General features: G+C 39.4%; 13 protein-coding genes. 10 read left to right on the plus strand and 3 right to left on the minus strand.

Annotation, left to right across the window (positions count from 1 at the left end):
* Positions 1 to 58: 58 nt before the first annotated feature.
* Together KO513_RS13855 and miaB are read right to left on the minus strand one after the other, a co-directional pair.
* On the minus strand, positions 59 to 1,327 hold the full coding sequence (locus tag KO513_RS13855; protein WP_215437930.1) for a sigma 54-interacting transcriptional regulator: 1,269 nt from the start codon (positions 1,325 to 1,327) through the stop codon (positions 59 to 61).
* Between the two features lie 29 nt (positions 1,328 to 1,356).
* Positions 1,357 to 2,802 (minus strand): tRNA (N6-isopentenyl adenosine(37)-C2)-methylthiotransferase MiaB, encoded by a 1,446-nt coding sequence (gene miaB / locus KO513_RS13860; RefSeq protein ID WP_215913850.1) that lies wholly within the window; start codon positions 2,800 to 2,802, stop codon positions 1,357 to 1,359.
* 329 nt (positions 2,803 to 3,131) lie between these two features.
* On the opposite strand from miaB, the gene KO513_RS13865 reads away from it, so the two are divergent.
* The 8 genes from KO513_RS13865 to KO513_RS13900 all read left to right on the plus strand — a co-directional run bounded on the left by KO513_RS13865 (position 3,132) and on the right by KO513_RS13900 (position 14,345).
* Positions 3,132 to 4,430, plus strand: coding sequence for an LVIVD repeat-containing protein (locus KO513_RS13865; protein WP_215913851.1), 1,299 nt, complete (start codon positions 3,132 to 3,134; stop codon positions 4,428 to 4,430).
* Between the two features lie 120 nt (positions 4,431 to 4,550).
* Complete coding sequence (gene topA, locus KO513_RS13870; protein ID WP_215913852.1) at positions 4,551 to 7,058, plus strand: type I DNA topoisomerase; 2,508 nt, start codon at positions 4,551 to 4,553, stop codon at positions 7,056 to 7,058.
* Between the two features lie 109 nt (positions 7,059 to 7,167).
* Positions 7,168 to 8,325, plus strand: a complete 1,158-nt coding sequence (locus KO513_RS13875; RefSeq protein WP_215437942.1) for a formimidoylglutamase — start codon at positions 7,168 to 7,170, stop codon at positions 8,323 to 8,325.
* 123 nt (positions 8,326 to 8,448) lie between these two features.
* Positions 8,449 to 9,804, plus strand: a complete 1,356-nt coding sequence (gene gldK, locus KO513_RS13880; protein WP_215437945.1) for a type IX secretion system lipoprotein PorK/GldK — start codon at positions 8,449 to 8,451, stop codon at positions 9,802 to 9,804.
* A 148-nt stretch (positions 9,805 to 9,952) separates the two neighbouring features.
* Positions 9,953 to 10,609 (plus strand): T9SS inner membrane protein PorL/GldL, encoded by a 657-nt coding sequence (gldL, locus tag KO513_RS13885; RefSeq protein ID WP_215437948.1) that lies wholly within the window; start codon positions 9,953 to 9,955, stop codon positions 10,607 to 10,609.
* A gap of 54 nt (positions 10,610 to 10,663) precedes the next feature.
* Complete coding sequence (gldM, locus tag KO513_RS13890; protein WP_215913853.1) at positions 10,664 to 12,226, plus strand: type IX secretion system protein PorM/GldM; 1,563 nt, start codon at positions 10,664 to 10,666, stop codon at positions 12,224 to 12,226.
* Positions 12,227 to 12,285: 59 nt separating this feature from the next.
* Positions 12,286 to 13,188 carry a type IX secretion system protein PorN/GldN gene (gene gldN / locus KO513_RS13895; protein WP_215437954.1) on the plus strand — a complete coding sequence of 301 codons (903 nt, stop codon included), beginning with the start codon at positions 12,286 to 12,288 and terminating at the stop codon, positions 13,186 to 13,188.
* Positions 13,189 to 13,280: 92 nt separating this feature from the next.
* A complete protein-coding gene (locus KO513_RS13900) occupies positions 13,281 to 14,345 on the plus strand; it encodes an NAD(P)/FAD-dependent oxidoreductase (protein WP_215913854.1) in 1,065 nt (354 codons plus the stop codon).
* On the opposite strand, the gene KO513_RS13905 is transcribed toward KO513_RS13900, so the two are convergent.
* Positions 14,311 to 14,727: a DUF983 domain-containing protein gene (locus tag KO513_RS13905; protein WP_215913855.1), complete on the minus strand. Its 417-nt coding sequence runs from the start codon at positions 14,725 to 14,727 to the stop codon at positions 14,311 to 14,313. The genes KO513_RS13900 and KO513_RS13905 overlap by 35 nt on opposite strands.
* Positions 14,728 to 14,863: 136 nt before the next feature.
* Here KO513_RS13905 and KO513_RS13910 point away from each other — a divergent pair, with 136 nt between their 5' ends.
* The gene (locus tag KO513_RS13910; RefSeq protein WP_215913856.1) at positions 14,864 to 16,774 is read left to right on the plus strand and encodes an ABC-F family ATP-binding cassette domain-containing protein; all 1,911 of its coding nucleotides are present in this window, start codon (positions 14,864 to 14,866) and stop codon (positions 16,772 to 16,774) included.
* Between the two features lie 180 nt (positions 16,775 to 16,954).
* The gene (locus KO513_RS13915) at positions 16,955 to 17,827 is read left to right on the plus strand and encodes a leucine-rich repeat domain-containing protein (protein ID WP_215913857.1); all 873 of its coding nucleotides are present in this window, start codon (positions 16,955 to 16,957) and stop codon (positions 17,825 to 17,827) included.
* Positions 17,828 to 17,922: the final 95 nt, after the last annotated feature.

The following is a 17,922-nucleotide window of genomic DNA, read 5'->3' on the forward strand; positions in this document are numbered from 1 at the left end:
GTACTATGTATATTAAAGTTGTTACGGCATAAAACACTAATGTAGTGTTCTAGGTCTGTTATAAATCGTACTGTTTTATTTTACGGTAAAGTGTTCGCTCCGATATTCCTAGTTCTGCTGCTGCGGCTTTTCTTTTACCACGGTTGCGTTCCAAGGATTTTTTTATGAGTTCTACTTCCTTTTCCTGTAAAGATAAGGTTTCTTCTTCTTGAATTTCTTCGGCAAAATGGTACTTGTCCTCTACGGTAGGTTTGCTAACGGGCTTTTCTATCCGTGGTTCGGGAAGGTGTAACACTTCTAATGGCGTACGCTCCTCTTCTTCTACCGCTTCGTCATGGTCGCCATAAATTTTTCTGATCAGGCCTTCGTTCTCTTCTTGAACTTTTTCACCATCATTGTTCTTCATTAACTCCAAGGTGAGTTTCTTTAAATCGTTTAGGTCGCTTTTCATGTCAAAAAGAACCTTGTAAAGAATCTCCCTTTCATTACTGAAATCGCTTTCTGCCTTTTTTTGACCAATGACGGCAGGTAAATTAGTATTGTTGGAATTTGGAAGGTAACCGTTTAGGGTAGACCAAGATACACTTCTACTTTCTTCAAGGACGGAAACTTGTTCGGCAATGTTCCGTAATTGACGAATGTTACCAGGCCATCTGTATTTTAACAAAAGGTCTACCGCATCATCATCTAGACGAATAGTAGGCATCTTGTACTTCTGTCCAAAATCCGAAGCAAATTTTCTAAAGAGTAAATGTATGTCTCCTTGTCTTTCCCGTAGCGGTGGAATATTAATTTCTACTGTACTTAACCTATAATAAAGGTCTTCCCTAAATTTTTCTTTTTTAATGGCATCGAACATGTTTACGTTTGTTGCCGCTACAATGCGCACATTGGTCTTTTGTACTTGGGATGACCCCACTTTTAGAAATTCACCGTTTTCAAGAACCCTTAATAATCTAACCTGGGTGGTAAGGGGTAATTCTCCTACTTCATCCAAAAAAATGGTTCCGCCATCAGCAACTTCAAAATAACCGCTTCGGGTTTGTGTGGCTCCGGTAAAAGCGCCCTTTTCATGACCAAAAAGCTCACTATCTATAGTGCCTTCTGGAATGGCTCCACAGTTTACGGCAATATATTTGGCATGTTTTCTATGGGATAGGGAATGGATTATTTTAGGAATGGCCTCTTTACCCACACCGCTTTCACCTGTTACAAGGACAGAAATATCCGTAGGGGCTACTTGTATGGCTTTTTCTATAGCACGGTTGAGTTTTGGGTCATTGCCAATTATCTCAAATCGTTGTTTTATGGCTTGTACGTTTTCCATGGTTCTTTGTGCTTCGGGGGTGTTGGTTTCTAGTTGTTGTCTGAGTATCCTACGGCTTCACCGATTAAGGTGGCAGAAGTACAGTCATCCATTCGTACCATAACAAACTCACCGATTTTATAATGCTCTCTTGGGAAGACGGCAACGGTATTTTGTGAGTTGCGTCCCATGAAATGCTCGTCCGATTTTTTTGAAGTGCCTTCAATTAAAATTTCCTGAACCTTACCCAAGTGTCTTTGTGTGCGCTCTTGGCAGTGTTCTCTTTGAAGAGCGATAACTTCGGATAGTCTTCGCTTCTTTGTTTCTTCGGGAACGTCATCCTCCATTTTTCGTTCGGCCAAAGTTCCGGGTCTTTCAGAATAGGAGAACATATAACCAAAATCATACTTTACATACTCCATTAAAGATAAGGTGTCTTTATGGTCATCTTCGGTTTCGGTTGGGAAACCAATGATCATATCCTGTGAAATGGAACAATCGGGAATAATTTGGCGAATATTATCAATAAGTTCAAAATACTCCTCGCGGGTATGCAAACGGTTCATTTCTTTTAATATGCGATCACTGCCACTTTGTACCGGAAGGTGAATGGAATTACAGATGTTCTTGTATTTGGCCATGGTGTGGATAACATCTAAGGTCATGTCCTGTGGATTGGAAGTAGAAAACCGAATACGCATTTTGGGTTGGGCCAATGCCGCTTTTTCCAACAATTGTGAAAAGTTCACCGCAGTGGCCTTTTCCATATCCGAGGCTTTGCTAAAATCTTTTTTCAATCCGCCACCATACCATAGGTAACTATCAACATTTTGACCTAAAAGGGTAATCTCTTTAAAGCCTCTGTTCCATAGGTCGTTTACTTCGTCTATGATAGATTGTGGGTCGCGGCTACGTTCACGACCTCTAGTAAAAGGAACTACGCAGAAAGTGCACATATTATCGCAACCTCTGGTGATGGATACGTAAGCCGTTACTCCATTGGTGTTCAACCGCACGGGGGAAATATCTCCGTAAGTTTCGTCTTTGGAAAGAATAACGTTTACGGCATTACGGCCCTCTTCTATTTCTTGTATCAGATTGGGTAGGTCTTTGTAGGCATCCGGTCCCACGACCATGTCCACTATTTTTTCCTCCTCTAAAAATTGATGTTTTAAACGTTCGGCCATACAACCAAGTACACCCACCTTCATATGGGGGCGGTCTCTTTTAATGGCGTTAAACTTTTCCAGACGCTTACGAACAGTAAGTTCCGCTTTCTCACGAATGGAGCAAGTATTTACCAATACTAAATCTGCTTCGGTAAGGTTTTGGGTGGTGTTAAAACCTTCATTGGCTAAAATGGACGCGACGATTTCACTGTCCGAAAAATTCATCTGGCAACCATAACTTTCTATATAAAGTTTTTTGCTGTTGGAATTTTTCTTGCCAAGTGCCAGGGCGGAACCCTGAAGCGATTCGTCTATAATTTTCTCCATATCTATTGTTGCCTTTCTAATATAACGGGCAGCAAATATAGGGCTTAAAACAGGTTTGTGACAAATTGACAGTAAAATTTAATATTATTTTACAACTCCCTAGATAGTAGTTCATCTGTTTTCCTGAATTCTATAGCCAGAGCTAATAGTGCAAATAACGTATTGTGGGTCCTTGGTCTGCTCCTAGTTGTTTTTGTGATCATTATGGGATTGTAAGGTAATTGGGAAATTTAAAAATCTCTCTGCCCATACGCAACGGATTCTATTGTTGTGTATCTTATTAAGGTATAGGGTGTAAAGGTTGCCTCAATAAACATAAAGACCAAACTATGAAGAAGAACCTGTGTTTTATATTGCTAACTGCTATTGTTACTTTAGTTTCCTGTAGTGATGATAAAGATGATGTTGCGGGTAAGGAGTACCATGTTGCAACACCTTTGATTGCGAATCTCTCTGAATTTAAGGAAGAAGCCGTAGATGTTACGGAACCTGTTCCAATGATAGAGTCCGGTAAAATTTATGCATACCAAGATTATGTTTTCGTTAACGATGTGCATAGAGGCTTTCATGTTTTGGATAACAGTAATCCATCAAGTCCCAGTGCTATTTCATTTATAAAGCTCGAAGGTAATTATGATATCTCCATAAAGGACGATCGTTTGTATGCGGATAGCTATGGGGATTTGGTTATTATGGATATATCTAATATCAATGATATTAAAATGGTGCAGCGCATAGAGGGTGCTATTTACCAGCAATTTTGGTGTACCGTTGGTTTTGATGTGGATTGGCCGGAGGCGGATTTTTATGATTATGAGGGTTTTGATGCTTCCAAAGAGGCCATAGTGGGTTGGGAAGTAAAGACGCAACGCCTTTCGGAAGATGAGCTTAGGGATAAATACGGTGTTGGTGGAGATCCCACTATAGATTTTGCTTTGAACGATGCAGTGTCGGAGATAACTCCAAGAACTGGTGGTACGGGGCAAGGCGGGTCATTGGCTCGGTTTAAAATTGTAGATGATTATCTGTATGCGGTAGAATGGTCAAGCATTAGTGTTTTTGATATTTCCAACTTGGATAGCCCTAAGGTTTTGGAAGATGTATACGTAAATGGTACAATTGAGACCATATATAACCAGGGAGATATTTTGTTCATAGGAGGTACACAAGGCATGTATATATATGATATATCATCACCGGATAAGCCAGAATTTATATCGGAGTTTGTTCATGGCACAGCCTGTGATCCGGTAGTTGTAGATGGTGATTATGCTTTTGTAACCCTTCGTGGGGAAAACTCTTGTGGCAATACGGAAAGCGGACTATATATCGTTAACGTGTCCAATTTGGCCAGTCCAGAGTTGGAAAAGTTTTATCCTTTGGACGGTCCTTACGGTATTGGTTTTAAAGGAAACAACCTGTTTGTTTGCGATGGTGCTTCCGGTTTAAAGGTATATGATAAGACCAATGTTAATGATTTGAAGTTAATAAGTCATTTTAAGGATGTTGTTACTTATGATGTTATTCCTTTGGAAGATTCTTTGCTCATGATAGGCGACAAAGTACTCTATCAATACAAGTACTTAAACAATGACCTACGGTTGTTAAGTACCTTCAGCTTAAAGTAAAATAATTTTTAAGAAATGAAAACACCCCTGAAAATAGGGGTGTTTTTTTATACCTTATATATATGGTATGACAGCTAATTAAAAAAATCAATTACTTTTGTTTTATCAAACAAACCATGAATGGCTAAGAATTTAGTAATAGTAGAGTCACCCGCGAAGGCAAAAACGATAGAAAAGTTTTTAGGAAAGGATTTTAAGGTAGAGTCCAGTTTTGGGCACATTGCCGATTTGCCTTCCAAGGAACTGGGTGTAGATGTAGAGAATGATTTTGCGCCAAAATATATAGTGGATAAGGATAAGAAAGCGCTAGTTAAAAAACTGGGTGATCTTGCCAAAAAAGCAGAAACTATATGGCTAGCGAGTGATGAAGACCGGGAGGGAGAGGCTATTTCTTGGCATTTAGCGGAAACTTTAGGGTTGGATAAGGATAAGACCAAGCGTATAGTTTTTAACTCCATTACCAAGGCGGCCATTCAAAAAGCGATTGAAAATCCGCGTGAAATAAACTATAACTTGGTTAATGCCCAACAGGCAAGACGGGTTTTAGACCGTTTGGTGGGTTATGAGCTTTCTCCTGTTTTATGGAAAAAAATTAAGCCAGGGCTTTCGGCAGGTAGGGTTCAATCTGTAGCCGTTCGGCTTATTGTTGAGCGAGAAAGAGATATTGAAGCCTTTACCGCAGAAGCTTCTTTTAGGATATCGGCAGAATTCAAAACGCTAGAAGGTAGTGTGTTCACGGCAAAATTGAACAAGACGTTCCCTTCAAAGGAAGAAGCTCAGGTATTTTTGAACGAAAATATAGGAGCGGATTTTTCGGTTGGTAATTTAGATAAGAAGCCGGCTAAAAAATCGCCTTCGGCACCTTTTACAACTTCAACATTACAACAGGAAGCTTCAAGAAAGCTATATTTTTCAGTAGGTAGGACCATGCAAGTGGCGCAACGTTTATATGAAGCGGGACTTATTACCTACATGAGAACGGATAGTGTTAATCTTTCCGGTGAGGCCATATCGGCAGCAAAAGATGCCATTATAGATAATTATGGCGAAAAATATAGTACGGTTCGTAACTTTAAAGGAAAATCCAAAGGGGCACAAGAAGCTCACGAAGCCATTAGGCCTACGGATATAACCAACCAGTCTCCGTCATTGGAGCGTGACCAGTCTAAATTGTACGAGTTGATCTGGAAACGTACCATTGCATCGCAAATGAGTGATGCGCAATTGGAACGTACCAATGTAAAAATTCAGGCAAGTACCCATTCAGAGCAATTTACGGCCAATGGAGAGGTAATAAAGTTTGATGGTTTCCTTAAAGTATATATGGAAGGGCTTGATGAAGAGGATGTAGCCGAAGAACAGGAAGGAATGCTTCCTGCCATGAAAGTAGGGGAATCCTTAAAAAACAATTACATTACCGCAACCGAACGCTTTTCAAGACCGCCATACCGTTTTACGGAAGCATCTTTGGTTAAGAAATTGGAAGAACTGGGAATAGGAAGACCGTCAACCTACGCACCAACTATATCTACCATTCAGAATAGGGGATATGTAGAAAAAGGAACCGTAGAAGGCACGGAAAGACACTATGTACAATTATTGTTAGAGGCTGGTGCCGTTCAGGAGAAGAAACTATCGGAAATGGTAGGTTCGGACAAAGGAAAGCTTGTTCCTACGGATATAGGTATGATTGTAAACGATTTCTTGGTAAGTCATTTTGCAACCATTCTAGATTATAACTTTACAGCTAAAGTAGAGGAAGATTTTGATGAGATAGCCGAGGGTGATGAAGATTGGCAGAAGGTCATGAAAGACTTCTATAAAGACTTTCACCCTAATGTATTGGACGTTCAGGAGAATGCAGACCGTGCCAGTGGCGAACGTATTTTGGGAGAGGACCCAAAAACAGGGCGTCAGGTTTCTGTACGTTTAGGCCGTTTTGGGCCTATGGTGCAAATGGGTACTGTAGATGATGAGGAAAAGCCAAAGTTTGCGAGCCTTTTGCCGGATCAGTCCTTAACCACAATTACCTATGAGGAGGCTATGGAGCTTTTTAAACTTCCTAGAAAATTAGGGGTTTACGAAGGGGAGGAAGTAGAGGCAAACGTAGGGCGTTTTGGTCCTTATGTGCGTTTTGGTAAAAAGTTTGTTTCGTTGGAAAAAGGAGAAAGCGCCTTTGATGTCGATTTTGCACGTGCGGTAGAGTTGATAAAAGAAAAACAAAAGGCCGATGCCCCTATTTATCACTATGAAGATAAAGAGGTAACCAAAGGAACCGGTAGATTTGGACCGTTTATTAAGTGGGACGGTATGTTCATCAACGTTAATAAAAAATACGATTTTGATAATCTTTCTGAGGCAGACCTTGTTGAATTGATCGAGACTAAAAAACAGAAAGAGATAGATAAGGTGGTCCAAAATTGGACAGAAGAAGGAATCCGAATAGAGAAAGCAAGGTGGGGTAGGCACAATATTATAAAGGGTAAAATAAAGGTGGAGTTGGCCAAAACGGTAGACGCTACCAAAATATCATTGGAAGAGGCCCAAAAACTTATTGAGCAAAAAACACCAAAGAAGAAAACAAAGGCAAAGGCCAAGCCCAAAGCCAAACCTAAAGCAAAAAAGTAATAGGTTTGAGTATAGTGGTATTGGTTATTGGCCAATTGTAGTAAAGATAGATAAAGAGACGCATAACGTGCGTCTCTATAATTTAAACACATATAATCTTTCAAAATAAATGGCATTTGATTTTCTGGTTCCAGTAGAAGACAAAGTAATGGCCCACTGCGAACTGTTTGCTGCCCAATCTCTGGGAAAGCATACTAGAATACATACTAAAAGAGATGGTCTTCCGGACCTAGAAAATGTTTCAATCGCTATTATTGGGGTTAGGGAGTCCAGAAACGCCTTTGAAAAGAAAACCGAAAAACTAGATATTGCCGCTATACGGATTCAGTTGTACAAGTTGTTGTTGGGTAATTGGAACTCAACATTGGCGGATATGGGCAATATTGAAGAAGGAGCAACAGTTGAGGATACCTATTTTGTTGTAAAGAATACACTTTCCGCACTTTTGGAGAAAAAGATAGTGCCCATAATAATAGGTGCTACACAAGATATAACCTATCCTGCGTACCGGTCTTTTGATGGTATTGTAGACTTGGTAAACTTGGTCGCGGTAGATAGCAGGTTTGATTTTGGTATGGATGATGAGCTTATTTCATCGCATTCCTATATGAGCAAGATTATTACGGATAAGCCCAATAATCTCTTTAATTTCTCCAATATAGGATATCAGAGTTACTTTAATGCACAGGAAGAAATAGATTTAATGGAGCGTCTTTTCTTTGATGCTTACCGTTTGGGAGAGCTGGGTTCGGATATTTCCTTAGCAGAACCTGTACTGCGTAACGCACATATGATTAGTATGGATGCCCGTGCGGTTAGGGCCAGTGAAATAGGATTATCCGATGATTTTTCGCCAAACGGGTTTACGGGAAGAGAGATTTGTGCCATAGCCAGATATTCGGGAATTAGTGACAAAGTAAGTATTTTTGGGGTCTATGAAATGGAAAACACCAATCAATCCTGTCAGTTAATGGCCCAGATAATTTGGTATTTCATCGAGGGTTATAACTTTAGAATAAACGAATCGCCTTTTGAAAGTAGCGAAAACTTTACAAAGTATATAGTTCCTACAGATACCGAAGAACTTACCTTTCACAAGAGCCACCTTACTAATAGGTGGTGGGTAGAGGTTCCATCTATACTAACGCCGCATACTAAATCAAATTCATCGGCGTTATTACCATGCACTAAAAAGGACTATTTGGAAGCGTGCGACCAAAACATTCCTGAACGGTGGTTCAAGGCCTATAAAAAAGGTTTTAATTGAGTTGAAAAAAAATATAGTATAATTGCCATTGATACAATAATTTGATGAAATCACAGTTTTAGAGTGTAGAATTAAATCATAGTATTTGCAGTTTATAACCAGAATCGAAATTTAACCTAAAGTATGAAAAAGCTATTGTTATCATCTATAGCGTTTGTTTTTTTGCTCAGCAGTTGCGGATCAAAGACAAAGGGAGAGCTAGTCGGGGCCCAAGGAAAGAAGTGGTATCCTGAGAAACCTTATGGGATGGAGCTCATTCCACGAGGTTCTTATATCATGGGTAAATCCGAAGAGGACCAGGCTAAAGTTCTGAACGCACCAACAAAGACTGTAACGGTCAGATCGTTCTATATGGATGACACCGAGATTACGAATAGCGAGTATCGCCAGTTTGTAGAATGGGTACAGGATTCCATTACCAGAACACGTTTAGCCGTATTGGCAGATGAATTGGGTCTAGGGCCTGAGGATGAAGGTATTGGTGAGTATGCGTTTAAAGACGCAGATACCACTAAACTATCTGCTTATGACAAGTACATGCTGGATAATTATGCCGGTATGGGCGAAACTGGTTTTGAAGGCCGTGCCTTGAACAAGGACCAAGACCTTATTTGGGATATCTCTGAGTATCCAGATGAGTATTATACAGAGGTAATGGATTCTTTGTATATTCCTGAAGAGGAGTCTTATAACGGTCAGCGTACTATTGATGTTACAAAATTGAAGTACAAGTATAGCTGGATGGATATTGAAGCTGCAGCTCGTTCTAGAACCGGAAGCAGAAAAGATTTTATCCGTCAAGAAGAACTTGAAATCTATCCTGACACTACCGTTTGGATCCGTGATTTTGAATATTCGTATAACGAACCAATGCATAATGATTATTTCTGGCACGACGCATATAGTGAATACCCTGTAGTTGGTGTTTCTTGGGCACAGGCAAGAGCTTTCTGTAACTGGAGAACCAAGTTTAAGAATGATGATCAGAAAAGTAAAGGCAAGCAATTTGTAAACCAATTCAGGTTACCTACTGAAGCTGAATGGGAATATGCTGCCAGAGGTGGTATTGAAGGAGGAACTTACCCATGGGGCGGACCTTACGTAATTAGTGATACAGGTTGCTTTATGGCAAACTTTAAACCGCAAAGAGGTGATTATGCCGCAGATGCAGCTTTATACACTGTAGAAGCAAAATCATATGAGCCAAACGATTTTAATCTTTACAACATGGCCGGTAACGTGTCTGAATGGACCAATTCTAGCTATGACCCTAATTCTTACGAATTTGTTTCTACAATGAACCCTAACGGTGGCGATGGGGCAAATGCAAGAAAAGTAATTCGTGGAGGTTCTTGGAAAGATGTTGCTTATTTCCTACAGGTAAGCACCAGAGATTATGAGTATGCAGATTCTGCTCGTAGTTACATCGGCTTTAGAACCGTACAGGATTATATGGGTGAAGAAGATTCAACACAATAAAAAAGTAATATTAGGATTATAGTTATTTTCAAATACACAAATACAAATACACCATCTGATTCTTCTAGCCATAGAGGAAGACGATAAACAAATCAAACAGTAAACCAAATCTTTTATTAACATTAATTTTCAAATTAAACCTTAAATTATGGCACAGTCAAAATCAACAAAGAAATTATTCAACATGGCCTACGGCCTTGGAGCATCTGTAGTAATTATCGGTGCGTTGTTCAAGATTCTTCACTGGGAGTTCGGACCTTTAACAGGTGGTCTTCTTTTAGCAATAGGTCTTATTACAGAAGCACTTATTTTTGCGATCAGTGCATTTGAACCAGTAGATGATGAATACGATTGGTCTTTAGTATACCCAGAATTGGCCGGTGGTGCTTCAACAGGAGTTGCAAGAAGCAACGAAGCTCAAGAAATCAAAGAAGCAGAAGCTTCGTTATCTGGTAAATTAGACGAATTATTGAAAGAAGCAGGAGTTGACGCTAACCTAATGGAAAGCCTTGGAACTAGCATCCGTAACTTTGAAGGTGCAGCTAAGGGTATTGCCCCAACTGTTGACGCTATGGAGTCTACAAGAAAGTATTCTGATGAAATGGTTCAGGCTGCCGCTCAAATGGAGTCGTTGAACAGCTTATACAAAGTACAATTAGAGAGTGCTAGCAAACAAGCTTCAGTTAATGAAGAAGTTGTACAGAATGCATCTGCTCTTAAAGACCAAATGGAATCTTTGGCAACTAACCTTTCTTCATTGAACGGAGTATACGGTGGTATGTTAACCGCTATGAACAGAAACTAATTAGAGATTAGTTAACCCCAAATCAAATAATTAATCAAATCTAATTAAAAAAACATGGCAGGAGGAAAAGCAACACCACGTCAGAAGATGATCAATCTTATGTATTTGATCTTCATCGCTATGCTGGCGTTAAACATGAGTAAAGAAGTACTTGCAGCTTTCGGTATTATGAACGAAAAGATGGAAGCTTCTAACGCGAAGACTACAGAAAGTAACCTAGCTTTCTTGAGTGGTCTAGAGACTAAAGCTTCCGAAGATTCTGAGAAATACGGAAAGCTTTATAAAGATGCAAAGAAAATCAAGCAGATGTCACAGGAGTATTATGACTATCTAGAAGGCCTTAAGCAAGGCATGACAGAAGGTTTAGAAGATGCTAAGGACTATGCAAGAATGGATAATTCTGATTTCTTGGATCAAAAATTCTTTCAAGGAGATAATCTATCGGAAGGTGGAAAGGAATTCATGAGTAGAATTAATGACTACCGTACACAAGTATCGGCTATCGTACCAAAAGATTTGAAAGAATCTGTAAACGCTCGCTTCCAGACTGGAGATGAGAACGGTAAAGAAACTAAAAGAGACGGTTCTAAGCAAGATTGGATCAACTACCACTACGAAGGATATCCTTTAGTAGCTTCTTTGGCCAAGATTACTGCTCTTCAGGCAGATGTTAAAGCTACAGAAGAAGACGCTCTTAAAAGAATGTTAGAAGGTGAGTTAACAAGCCAAGTATCGCTTAAGAATTTTGCAACATCATTACAGGCTAGCAAATCTGCTTTTTACTCCGGTGAGAAGTATGACGGTAAGATTATCATCAGTAAAACTGATAACTCTTCTACTCCTGTAAAAGCTGAGTTAACGTTAGACGGAAGAAAACTTTCTGAAGGTACTGACTATAAACTAGAGGCTGGTGGTGTTAAGATGTTAATTGGAGCTGGTTCTCCTGGAGATCATACAGTGGAAGGTACATTGTACTTTAAGCAAGATGGTGAGGAAGTTCCTGTACCAGTAAAAAACACTTTTGCAACTATAAATAAGCCTAATGCTGCTTTGATTGCTGCAGATAAGATGAACGTTGTTTACCGTGGTGTGGCTAATCCAATGTCGATTACCATACCGGGAATAGCAGATAACAAGGTTAATGCAAATGCAACTGGTCTGACGAGACGCCAAGGAAGCAGTTACACAATGACTCCTGGTAAAGGTCGTGAAGTTACAATTACCGCATCTGGTACTACAAGTGATGGTACGAAAGTAGGTCCTTTTAGTAACAAATTCAGAATTAAGGATATTCCAAGACCTGCAGGTTCTGTAAGTAAGCAAACAGGTAGTGCTAAAATGCCTAGAGCTAACATGGAAATTGCAACTATAGGAGCAATGTTGGAAGATTTTGATTTTGACTTGAACCTTGCTGTAAGCGGATTTAAGTTCAAAGTTCCAGGTCAGCCTACCGTAAGTGTTAACGGAAGCAAATTGAACGCTAACGCCAAATCTGCCCTTAAAAGAGCTAAAAGAGGTGATGCTGTTCAGATATTTGATATCCAAGCTTACATTACAAATAACAAGAGTTATAAATTGAAGAAGGTATCTCCGGTTGTAGTGGAGATCACAAACTAATAAAAACTAGTAAAACCGGGCGGTCTTTTGATCGCTCGGTAATTTAAAATTTTACAAACATGAATTGGAAAAATGCTTTAGTAATTGGTGCAGTAACATTGTTGCCAGTTTCCATGATGGCCCAGGCGAACATCTTGAACGCCAAAAAGCCTGAGGAAATAGGCATTAAGACCGAAGCTCAAAAAGCTTTGGACAATGATGCTCCCCTTGAGTATGGGTATGTAGATGATCGTGACATTCTTTGGTCTAAGACGGTTTGGGAAGTTATTGATCTTGATGAAAGGGTAAATTTCCCTTTATATTATCCTACAGATACCATTGATATAGGAAACGATAGAAGATCATTATATGATGTTCTTTTGAAAAATATCAAGAACGGTAAGCTAAAAGATGTTTATGCAGATTCTTATTTTACGGATAAGCGTAAATTTAGCGACCTTCAAAGTACGTTGCAAAAAGTAGATACTACTGATTATGGTTACGAACAGATCAATGCAGGTGAAGAACTTTCTCCTGAGTATGTGATGAGAAGAAACCTAACTGCGGCCGATATTGAGGAATACCGTATAAAAGGAATGTGGTATTTTGATAAGCGCCAAGGCGAATTAAAGTATCGTTTGTTAGGTATTGCCCCGGTAGCTCCTGACGTTAACTTTATAGACGATGACTCTATGGATCCAAGTGATGCAAAGGTTGAGTTATTCTGGGTATGGTATCCAGATGCACGAAACATCTTGCACGAGGCCAAAGTCTTTAACCAAAGAAACTCTGCGCAACCTATCTCTTTTGATATGTTGTTGAACGCAAGAAGGTTTAATGGTGTAATTTATAGAGAAGACAATGTTCATGGTGACCGTAAAGTAAATGATTACATTACAGATAATGCTCTGTTCCAGTTGTTGGAAGCAGGTAGAATCCAAGAGGTCATTAGAGATAGAGAGCAAGATATGTGGGCTTACTAGAGCCAAGAATATTCCAATTCAAATAGTATTGAGCGCCCTGACAGTTTTTGTCGGGGCGCTTTTTTTGATTGCCAATTTTCTACCTTTGGCGTATGATAGATTATTTAATTGTAGGGCTTGGCCTAGCAGGTATTTCATTCTGTGAGCAGCTAGAGAAGAATAACAAAACCTTTAGGGTAATTGCAGATAGTTCCCAGACCTCTTCGGTAGTGGCCGGAGGCCTATATAACCCCGTTATTCTAAAACGGTTTACGTTGGCGTGGCAGGCAGAGGAACAGATGAAAACGGCATCGGCTTTTTATGCGCATTTGGAACGCAAGTTAGGAGTTAAGTTAAATTATGAGCTGCCGGTATACAGAAGGTTTCATTCTGTTGAAGAACAAAACCTGTGGTTTGAAGCTTCCGATAAAAAAGGATTGGATAGGTTTTTGAATACATCTGTTCACGCAAATACCAATGTTCATGTAGATGCTCCGTTCGGTTATGGGGAAGTACGCCATACAGGAAGAATAGATACAGAAAAATTAGTCTCCTCGTACAAGAAATACCTTCAAGAGAAAGACTTAGTGATTGAAGAAACCTTTGATTACAACCGTTTGCAGTATACCGATGATAGAGTAGAATACGACGCTCTTTCTGCCCGAAAAATTGTGTTTGCAGAAGGTTTTGGGTTAAAGGAAAATCCGTTTTTTAATTATTTGCCTTTGCAAGGTTCCAAAGGGGAGTACGTATTTATTGAAGCTCACGATCTAAAAGAGGATAAAGCCATAAAGTCTTCGGTGTTCATTATTCCCCAAGGGAATAATATCTATAGGGTAGGTGCTAATTACGAACGCCATGACAAAACCAATCTGCCAACAGAAAGTGCCAGAGAAGGACTATTGGCTAAATTAAGAACGGTGCTAAAGTGCGATTTTAAAGTGGTAGACCAAGTAGCTGGGGTAAGACCAACCGTGGTAGATAGAAAACCGCTGGTAGGTAGGCACCCTAAGTTTAAAAGCTTGCATATCCTTAACGGATTTGGCTCAAGGGGGGTTCTTATAGGTCCGTCTGCTGCAAAACAACTGTACATGTTCGCAGAAGACGGTCAGGAGTTAGATTCGGAATTGGACATTGCACGTTTTACTCAGAAATACTTTCAGCAGTCTTTTTCCTGAATTTTCTGCCTGCTTCAGAATCAAAGTGGATAAAGAAATTGATCCAAATGTTTCGGGACAATCTAATAATTAGTGGCATGAAAATTATCATGGTGGCAACAATGGCAATAAATGAAGTGGTCAAAGTTGCACCAATGAACAAAAAGCTGATGACAAATGCTGCTACGGCAAAAGCAATTCCAACGGCATAACTAACATACATGGCGCCATAAAAGAAAGAAGGTTCAATCTTGTACTTGGTGCCACAGGTAGAGCAACGTTCGTGCATATCAAAGATTTTGCCCAGATGATACGGGTTTTTATCCTCATACATGCTCTCTTCGTGGCATTTGGGACAACTTCCTGTTAAAATGCTGTATAGTTTGTTTCCTTTTTTTAACATTTGCAAAACTTTGAATAAAAGTACAACTTTGGCTTTTCTTTCAATGTAACTATCATTACAAATAGTAATGTTTTTTCAAAAATAATTAAACCACCTTATGGGCATGATGCCTGTCTGAATCTAGAATTTTTAAAGTATGTTGAATATCCATAACCTTTCCGTTTCTTTTGGCGGAGAATATCTTTTTGAGGAAATATCCTTTCGTTTAAATGGTGGTGATCGTGTGGGTCTGATCGGTAAGAACGGAGCGGGTAAATCAACACTTTTAAAAATGTTGTCCAAAGATATGCCTATTGATTCGGGTACTATCGCCATGGAGAAAAATATTAAGATTGGTTTTCTTCGTCAGGATATAGATTTTGTTTTGGGGCGTACCGTTTTGGAAGAGTCCTATCAGGCTTTTGAAGAAATAAAGGCATTAGAGCTTAAGTTGGATGAAATTAACCACCAATTAGCAGAGCGAACGGATTATGAGAGTGAAATCTATCATCAACTTATGGTAGACTTGAGCGATCTTACCCATCGCTATGAAATATTAGGGGGGTATAATTACCAAGGTGAAACCGAAAAAATACTACTGGGCCTTGGTTTTAAACGAGAGGATTTTGATAAGAAAACCGACACGTTTTCCGGCGGATGGAGAATGCGAATAGAATTGGCAAAACTCTTGCTCCAGAGCAATGATGTGTTACTTCTGGATGAGCCCACCAACCACTTGGATATTGAGTCTATTATCTGGTTGGAGCATTTTTTGAAAGGGTACGCGGGTGCTGTTGTTATCGTTTCTCACGATAAAATGTTTTTGGATAACGTTACCAACCGTACCATAGAAATCTCCTTGGGCCGTATTTATGACTACGGAAAGCCCTATTCCCAGTTTCTTTTGCTTAGAGGAGAAATAAAAGAACAGCAGATGAACGCCCTAAAGAATCAGGAAAAGGAAATTCAGCAAGCAGAACGCTTGATCGAGAAGTTCCGAGCCAAAAGTTCCAAGGCTTCAATGGCACAGTCGTTGATCAAGAAATTGGATAAAATGGAGCGTATTGAAGTAGATCAGGATGATAATGCCGTAATGAACCTCCGTTTTCCGGTCTCCATAACTCCGGGTAAGGTTATTGCGGAAATAGAGGAACTTTCTAAAAGCTACGGGGAAAAAGATGTACTTTCTGGTATAAATCTACTTTTGGAGCGCGATAGTAAAACGGCTTTTGTGGGTCAGAACGGTCAGGGAAAATCTACATTGGCCAAGATAATGGTGGGTGATTTGGACTATGAAGGCAAATTAAAGTTGGGGCATAACGTACAAATTGGATATTTTGCCCAAAACCAGGCCGAATACTTAGATGGTAACAAAACCATATTGGATACCATGATAGATGCGGCCAACGAAAAGAACAGAAGTAAGGTAAGAGATATTCTGGGCTCATTTTTGTTCAAGGGAGATGAGGTGGAAAAATACGTAAAAGTACTTTCCGGTGGTGAACGAAACCGTTTGGCCTTGGCCAAGATGCTTTTGCAGCCTTTTAACGTGTTGGTAATGGATGAACCTACCAACCACTTGGATATTCAATCTAAGAACGTCTTAAAACAGGCCTTGCAGAATTTTGACGGAACCCTGGTTCTTGTTTCTCACGATAGGGATTTTCTACAAGGGCTGACCAACAAGGTGTATGAGTTTAAGGACAAGAAAATTAAAGAGTATTTAGGCGATATAGATTACTATCTGGATCAGCGTAAGGTTGAAGATTTTAGGGCGATAGAAAAAAAACAGGACGTTCAAAAAAAAAGCGACACGCCAAAATCTAGTGCAACCGACTTTAAGGAACAGAAAAAAATAAAATCACTTAAAAACCGACTTAGCTCAGTGGAGTCGGACATTGCAAGACTGGAAAAGGAGATAGCAGAGATAGACCATAAATTGTTAATGGATTACGACAAGACTATTGCTGTTCCCAATTTTTTTGATGGTTATCAAAAGAAGAAAAAGCAGTTGGAACAAATGATGACCAAGTGGGAAGAAATTACCTTGGAGCTAGAAAATTACTAGGATTTGGCGTAAATGACCATTTGAAAAAAGTGCTCACAACAAAATATCTGGCTTTCACAACATTATAGGGCCGTTGAACGATAATTTTTGTTTTTCATCCACATTAAGGCTTATTTTTGTAGGGTAATTCGCTTTGAATTGCGCCCAACCTTACTGTCAACCAAAAAAAATAGTATTCGTATGAAAAGTCTATTAAGTTACTTAGTGCTTTTGTGCATTACGGTGCATACGGTTATGGCCGACGTTCCGAAGAAAGAAAAAGAATCGCTCATTGAGTTGTACAACGCAATGAAGGGTGATGAATGGCAAAGAAAATGGAACTTGGATGCAGAAATCTCTACATGGCAGGGTGTAACGGTCAGAAACAACCACGTTGTAGAAATCAATCTTTTTAATAACAATCTTCAAGGGGTTATCCCAAGCAGTATTGGTGACTTGGAAAAACTGGAATCTTTAAACTTGGCGTTTAACGGCATTACAGGAGAGCTTCCTAAAGAGATTGCACAACTTACGAGACTACGTGTGCTAAAGATAGAAATGAACCGTATTAAAGGAGAACTTCCTTTAGAATTGGGTAGAATGAGAAGTTTAATGGAGCTTACGGCTTTCAACAACTTTATAACCGGAAGCATTCCTGAGAGTATTGGGGAAATAAAAAACCTGAAAATTTTAAACTTGTCCAGTAATAGTCTAAAAGGAAATATACCTAAATCTGTTGGCGGATTGGCCCAATTGGAAAGTTTGGGTCTTTTTGAAAATACGTTGGAAGGAAGTATTCCTTCGGAAATAGGCGGACTTACAAAGCTTAAGGAACTTGTTTTGGCCAATAACCAATTGGGAGGAGAGCTTCCGGAAGAGTTTGGTCAATTGGCTAGCTTAGAGGTGTTACAGCTTCAGAACAACAAATTTGATTCGTTCAAGAGCCTTCATTCAATGGATGAAAAGCAGTTCTTGGTTTTTGATTATGATAAGGAAGATGATAAAATCGATTTCAAAAATGTTGAGTACGGCAGAACTAGAATGGCCGATACAAAGTTTGAAGACGAAGAATAGAAAATAGATTTCCATAATTTATTAGTTAGTTTGGTTAAAGGGACGCAGTTATGCGTCCCTTTTTTTTCGGGTATTTCAAAAAAAATACATTTAAG

It is taken from the genome of Zobellia sp. B3R18 (assembly GCF_018860715.1).
Taxonomy (GTDB): domain Bacteria; phylum Bacteroidota; class Bacteroidia; order Flavobacteriales; family Flavobacteriaceae; genus Zobellia; species Zobellia russellii.

Coding starts and splice junctions, on each gene's coding strand:
- KO513_RS13905 (WP_215913855.1), bottom strand. CDS start 14,727: ATGTTAAAAAAAGGAAACAAACTATACAGCATTTTAACAGGAAGTTGT.
- gldM (WP_215913853.1), top strand. CDS start 10,664: ATGGCAGGAGGAAAAGCAACACCACGTCAGAAGATGATCAATCTTATG.
- KO513_RS13910 (WP_215913856.1), top strand. CDS start 14,864: ATGTTGAATATCCATAACCTTTCCGTTTCTTTTGGCGGAGAATATCTT.
- KO513_RS13900 (WP_215913854.1), top strand. CDS start 13,281: ATGATAGATTATTTAATTGTAGGGCTTGGCCTAGCAGGTATTTCATTC.
- KO513_RS13915 (WP_215913857.1), top strand. CDS start 16,955: ATGAAAAGTCTATTAAGTTACTTAGTGCTTTTGTGCATTACGGTGCAT.
- gldL (WP_215437948.1), top strand. CDS start 9,953: ATGGCACAGTCAAAATCAACAAAGAAATTATTCAACATGGCCTACGGC.
- KO513_RS13875 (WP_215437942.1), top strand. CDS start 7,168: ATGGCATTTGATTTTCTGGTTCCAGTAGAAGACAAAGTAATGGCCCAC.
- KO513_RS13865 (WP_215913851.1), top strand. CDS start 3,132: ATGAAGAAGAACCTGTGTTTTATATTGCTAACTGCTATTGTTACTTTA.
- gldN (WP_215437954.1), top strand. CDS start 12,286: ATGAATTGGAAAAATGCTTTAGTAATTGGTGCAGTAACATTGTTGCCA.
- gldK (WP_215437945.1), top strand. CDS start 8,449: ATGAAAAAGCTATTGTTATCATCTATAGCGTTTGTTTTTTTGCTCAGC.
- topA (WP_215913852.1), top strand. CDS start 4,551: ATGGCTAAGAATTTAGTAATAGTAGAGTCACCCGCGAAGGCAAAAACG.
- miaB (WP_215913850.1), bottom strand. CDS start 2,802: ATGGAGAAAATTATAGACGAATCGCTTCAGGGTTCCGCCCTGGCACTT.
- KO513_RS13855 (WP_215437930.1), bottom strand. CDS start 1,327: ATGGAAAACGTACAAGCCATAAAACAACGATTTGAGATAATTGGCAAT.